The sequence below is a fragment of the Sphingomonas sp. LH128 genome (genome assembly GCF_000293195.2).
In the GTDB taxonomy this organism is placed as follows: domain Bacteria; phylum Pseudomonadota; class Alphaproteobacteria; order Sphingomonadales; family Sphingomonadaceae; genus Novosphingobium; species Novosphingobium resinovorum_A.
The window spans coordinates 1-3,076 of the sequence record NZ_ALVC01000339.1 but is presented as its reverse complement, the minus strand read 5'-3'; the positions used below and the strand labels follow the sequence as shown (position 1 = coordinate 3,076).

The 3,076-nt window shown below is 63.3% G+C and carries 4 protein-coding genes and 1 pseudogene; 4 read left to right on the top strand and 1 reads right to left on the bottom strand.

The genetic code is table 11. The features are described 5' to 3' along the window. Nucleotides 1-188: pseudogene (locus tag LH128_RS24090) on the top strand (IS6 family transposase); the annotation flags it as partial. 65 nt (nucleotides 189-253) lie between these two features. On the opposite strand, the gene LH128_RS34760 reads toward LH128_RS24090, so the two are convergent. Then, a complete protein-coding gene (locus tag LH128_RS34760; protein WP_327195251.1) occupies nucleotides 254-406 on the bottom strand; it encodes a hypothetical protein in 153 nt (50 codons plus the stop codon). On the opposite strand from LH128_RS34760, the gene LH128_RS24085 reads away from it, so the two are divergent. The 3 genes from LH128_RS24085 to LH128_RS34755 all read left to right on the top strand — a co-directional run. Beyond that, nucleotides 405-1,424 carry a hypothetical protein gene (locus tag LH128_RS24085; RefSeq protein WP_008832303.1) on the top strand — a complete coding sequence of 340 codons (1,020 nt, stop codon included), beginning with the start codon at nucleotides 405-407 and terminating at the stop codon, nucleotides 1,422-1,424. The genes LH128_RS34760 and LH128_RS24085 overlap by 2 nt on opposite strands. Continuing rightward, nucleotides 1,411-2,721 (top strand): glycoside hydrolase family 130 protein, encoded by a 1,311-nt coding sequence (locus tag LH128_RS24080; RefSeq protein WP_008832302.1) that lies wholly within the window; start codon nucleotides 1,411-1,413, stop codon nucleotides 2,719-2,721. Before LH128_RS24085 ends, LH128_RS24080 begins: the two co-directional genes overlap by 14 nt. A 163-nt stretch (nucleotides 2,722-2,884) precedes the next feature. Continuing rightward, on the top strand, nucleotides 2,885-3,076 hold a 192-nt coding region (locus LH128_RS34755), incomplete at its 3' end, for a hypothetical protein (protein WP_327195250.1).

The window sequence follows — 3,076 nt, the reverse complement described above, 5'->3', positions numbered from 1 at the left end:
CGGCCTATGCCACGATCAAGGGATTCGAAGTCATGCGAGCCCTGCGCAAAGGACAGGCTCGCCCCTGGTGCCTGCAGCCCGGCATCAGGGGCGAGGTGCGCCTTGTGGAGAGAGCTTTTGGCATTGGGCCCTCGGCGCTGACGGAGGCCATGGGCATGCTCAACCACCATTTCGCAGCAGCCGCCTGATCGGCGCAGAGCGACAGCCTACCTCTGACTGCCGCCAATCTTTGCAACAGAGCCCAACGACGTGCCTACGGCCGCGGGCGCGCCACGATCTGGCCGCAGTTCGCCGAGGCCTCCGCGCGTTTGGTCGCTCGCGCGGTCGCGCCCCAGCGGGCGGCGCCGCCAGCCACCGCCATTCCGGGGCTCGCCGCAGTGCTGGCGATGAGCGATGCGACAGGCATGCTCCAGCATTCGATCGGCGTGGTTCCAGACCGCCGCCACGGCTACTGCCTCGACGACAATGCCCGCGCGCTCATGCTGATGAACGTGGCGCAGGGTCTGTCCGCAGCGGAGCGGATGAAGTGGACGCTCGCCTATGCCGCCTTCGTGCAATCCGCCTGGAACCCCGATCTCGGGCGTTTTCGAAACTTCATGCGGTTCGACCGCAGTTGGTGTGAGGATGAAGGCTCCGAGGACTCGAATGGGCGGGCGATCTGGACACTGGGCGAGACTTATGCGTGCGCACCCGATGACGGCGTCGCTGACTGGGCGCTTCATCTCTACGACGATGTGAACAAGAACATGGCGCCACTGGGATCACCCCGAGCAATCGCTTTTGCCATGCTTGGCGCCTGCGCCGTACTGCGCCGCGATCCGGAGCACCGCGCCTCCCGCGATGCTGCCACGCGCGGCGGCGACATCCTGATGCGTCTTCTGGGCGAAGGGCGGCGGCCGGACTGGGCGTGGTTCGAAGCCGTGATCGGCTACGACAATCCGCGCCTGCCCCAGGCCCTGATCGAAGCCGGCGCACTGCTGGGGCAGGAACACTGGACCGACGCAGGACTGGAAACGCTGGAATGGATATGTGCCCAGCAGGTCTCGGCGAAGCGCCAGTTCCGGCCAATCGGCTCGGAGAGCTTCCATAAGGAGCACAATTACCTGCCTTTCGACCAGCAGCCGCTGGAAGCGCAGGCGGCGATCGAGGCTGCAGGATCGGCATGGCTAGTAACCGGCAACACATTCTGGCGCGAGCATGCGATGATGGCATGGCGGTGGTTCTTCGGCGACAATGACCGGGGTGCGATCCTTGCTGACATTGCGACGGGGCGTTGCCGGGATGGGGTAACTCCGCGCGGTGCCAACGCGAATTGCGGTGCGGAGTCGATACTGGCCTTTCAGTTGTCGCATTATGCGCTTATGGAGATTGTCCCTCTGTCCACCCCGCTCCCGCGGGAAGGAGGAATGCTTGAACCGGCCTGAAAACGTTTGGTCTGAGCCGCTTCGTATCTTCGAGACGCGTCTGCACGCCGATCCGGCGCGCGTGGTTATACGCCCCTTCCATCTCGGCTGGCAGGCGAAGAATGCGCCCGGAGGTCGGGCGCTGGCCCTGGTGGATGACATCGCCGCGCTCACCGAGGAGCGCGCTGCGCTAGAGTACGAGCGCGTGCTGCGCGACTTCAAGGAACGCCACTGGCAGACCGAAAGGATTTTCGCCTGCCGCTTCGATGAAGTGGCAAGCAACCTTGGCCTCGATCCCACCCTGTTCTCGGAAACCAAGCAGCGGCTGATCGGCTCGTATTTCTGCCATGAGTATACCTTCGCCGCAGCTGCGCTCATGAATCCGTCGATCGTCCCTTCCCCCGACCAGACAGGACTGCATGGCGGCTGCGTGCGCTTCATCATGAGCCTGCGCGCGGTGGGCGAAGGCCATATCAGCTCGATCGCCTTTCGCGAGGGTATCGCGGAATGCAGTGGCGATTTCCGACTCTGGCCGCAGGCCGCCTTCGCGACATCGGTGGAACTTGACGAGGAAGACCAGTTCGATGCCGACTGTTCGGTGTCGGTTCACCGCCACACGGAATCGAGCCTTTCCAACACGGTGATCTTCCCGATAACCGAGCAGCAGCGCGGCGGCCTGGAGGATCTGCGCCTGGTGCGCTTCGATCATGGCGGCGGCGATTTCGAATGGGTCGGTACCTACACTGCCTATTCCGGTAGTTCGATCCGGTCGGAATTGCTGCGCACCCGTGATTTCCAGCGTTTCGATCTCGAACCGATCCGGGGGGAGGCGGGCCGCAACAAGGGCATGGCGCTGTTCCCTGAGAAGATCGACGGACAATTCGCCATGGTCGGGCGGCAGGACGGCAAGAACCTGTTCCTGCTCAAATCGGACACCATCGATACGTGGGACGACGAGGGCGTGTTGCTGATGGAGCCCAAGTACCCCTGGGAGTTCATCCAGATCGGCAACTGCGGCAGCCCGATCCCGATCGATGAAGGCTGGCTGATGTTCACGCACGGAGTCGGCGCCATGCGCAAGTATGCCCTCGGCTGTGCGCTGCTCGATCGTAGCGACCCCGGCAAGGTGCTCGCTCGTACGCCCGAGCCGGTGCTCACGGCGGAAAATGCGGACCGTTCGGGTTACGTGCCCAATGTCATCTACACCTGCGGCGCGCTCAAGGTCGAGGATCGGTTGCTGATCCCCTATGGAATATCCGACAGTACCGTGGGCTTTGCGACCTGTTCGATAGGCTCCCTTCTTGCGATGATGGAATAGATTGGGGGCGGGCAACGGCGCCGATCAAGGGCCGAATTCAGGCGGTCAAGCGCGGAGCGGGTTATGCCCTCAAGAAGCGTCTGAAAAAGCGAGGCGCGGCTCAACGGATTTCACGGCCTTCGGTGATGCTTGCCACCTTCCCACGCTCGTCGCGCTGTTCGGCGTGATCAGCCTACCGGTCGACGGCGGCTGTCTATGGCTGCGTGCCTATCCGGAATATCATCCGCGCTCGAGAGCAGAAGAAGAGTTCGGAGAGGCGGGCGTTACAAAGGGTTGCTGGCCCCCATCACAGCAGCTTGTCGAGCGTGATCGGCAGGTCGCGGACCCGCTTTCCCGTCGCATTGTAGATAGCGTT

Excerpts from the sequence above, each read along its gene's own strand:
- LH128_RS24085 (WP_008832303.1), top strand. The coding sequence starts at position 405 with ATGCTCCAGCATTCGATCGGCGTGGTTCCAGACCGCCGCCACGGCTAC.
- LH128_RS34760 (WP_327195251.1), bottom strand. The coding sequence starts at position 406 with ATGCCTGTCGCATCGCTCATCGCCAGCACTGCGGCGAGCCCCGGAATG.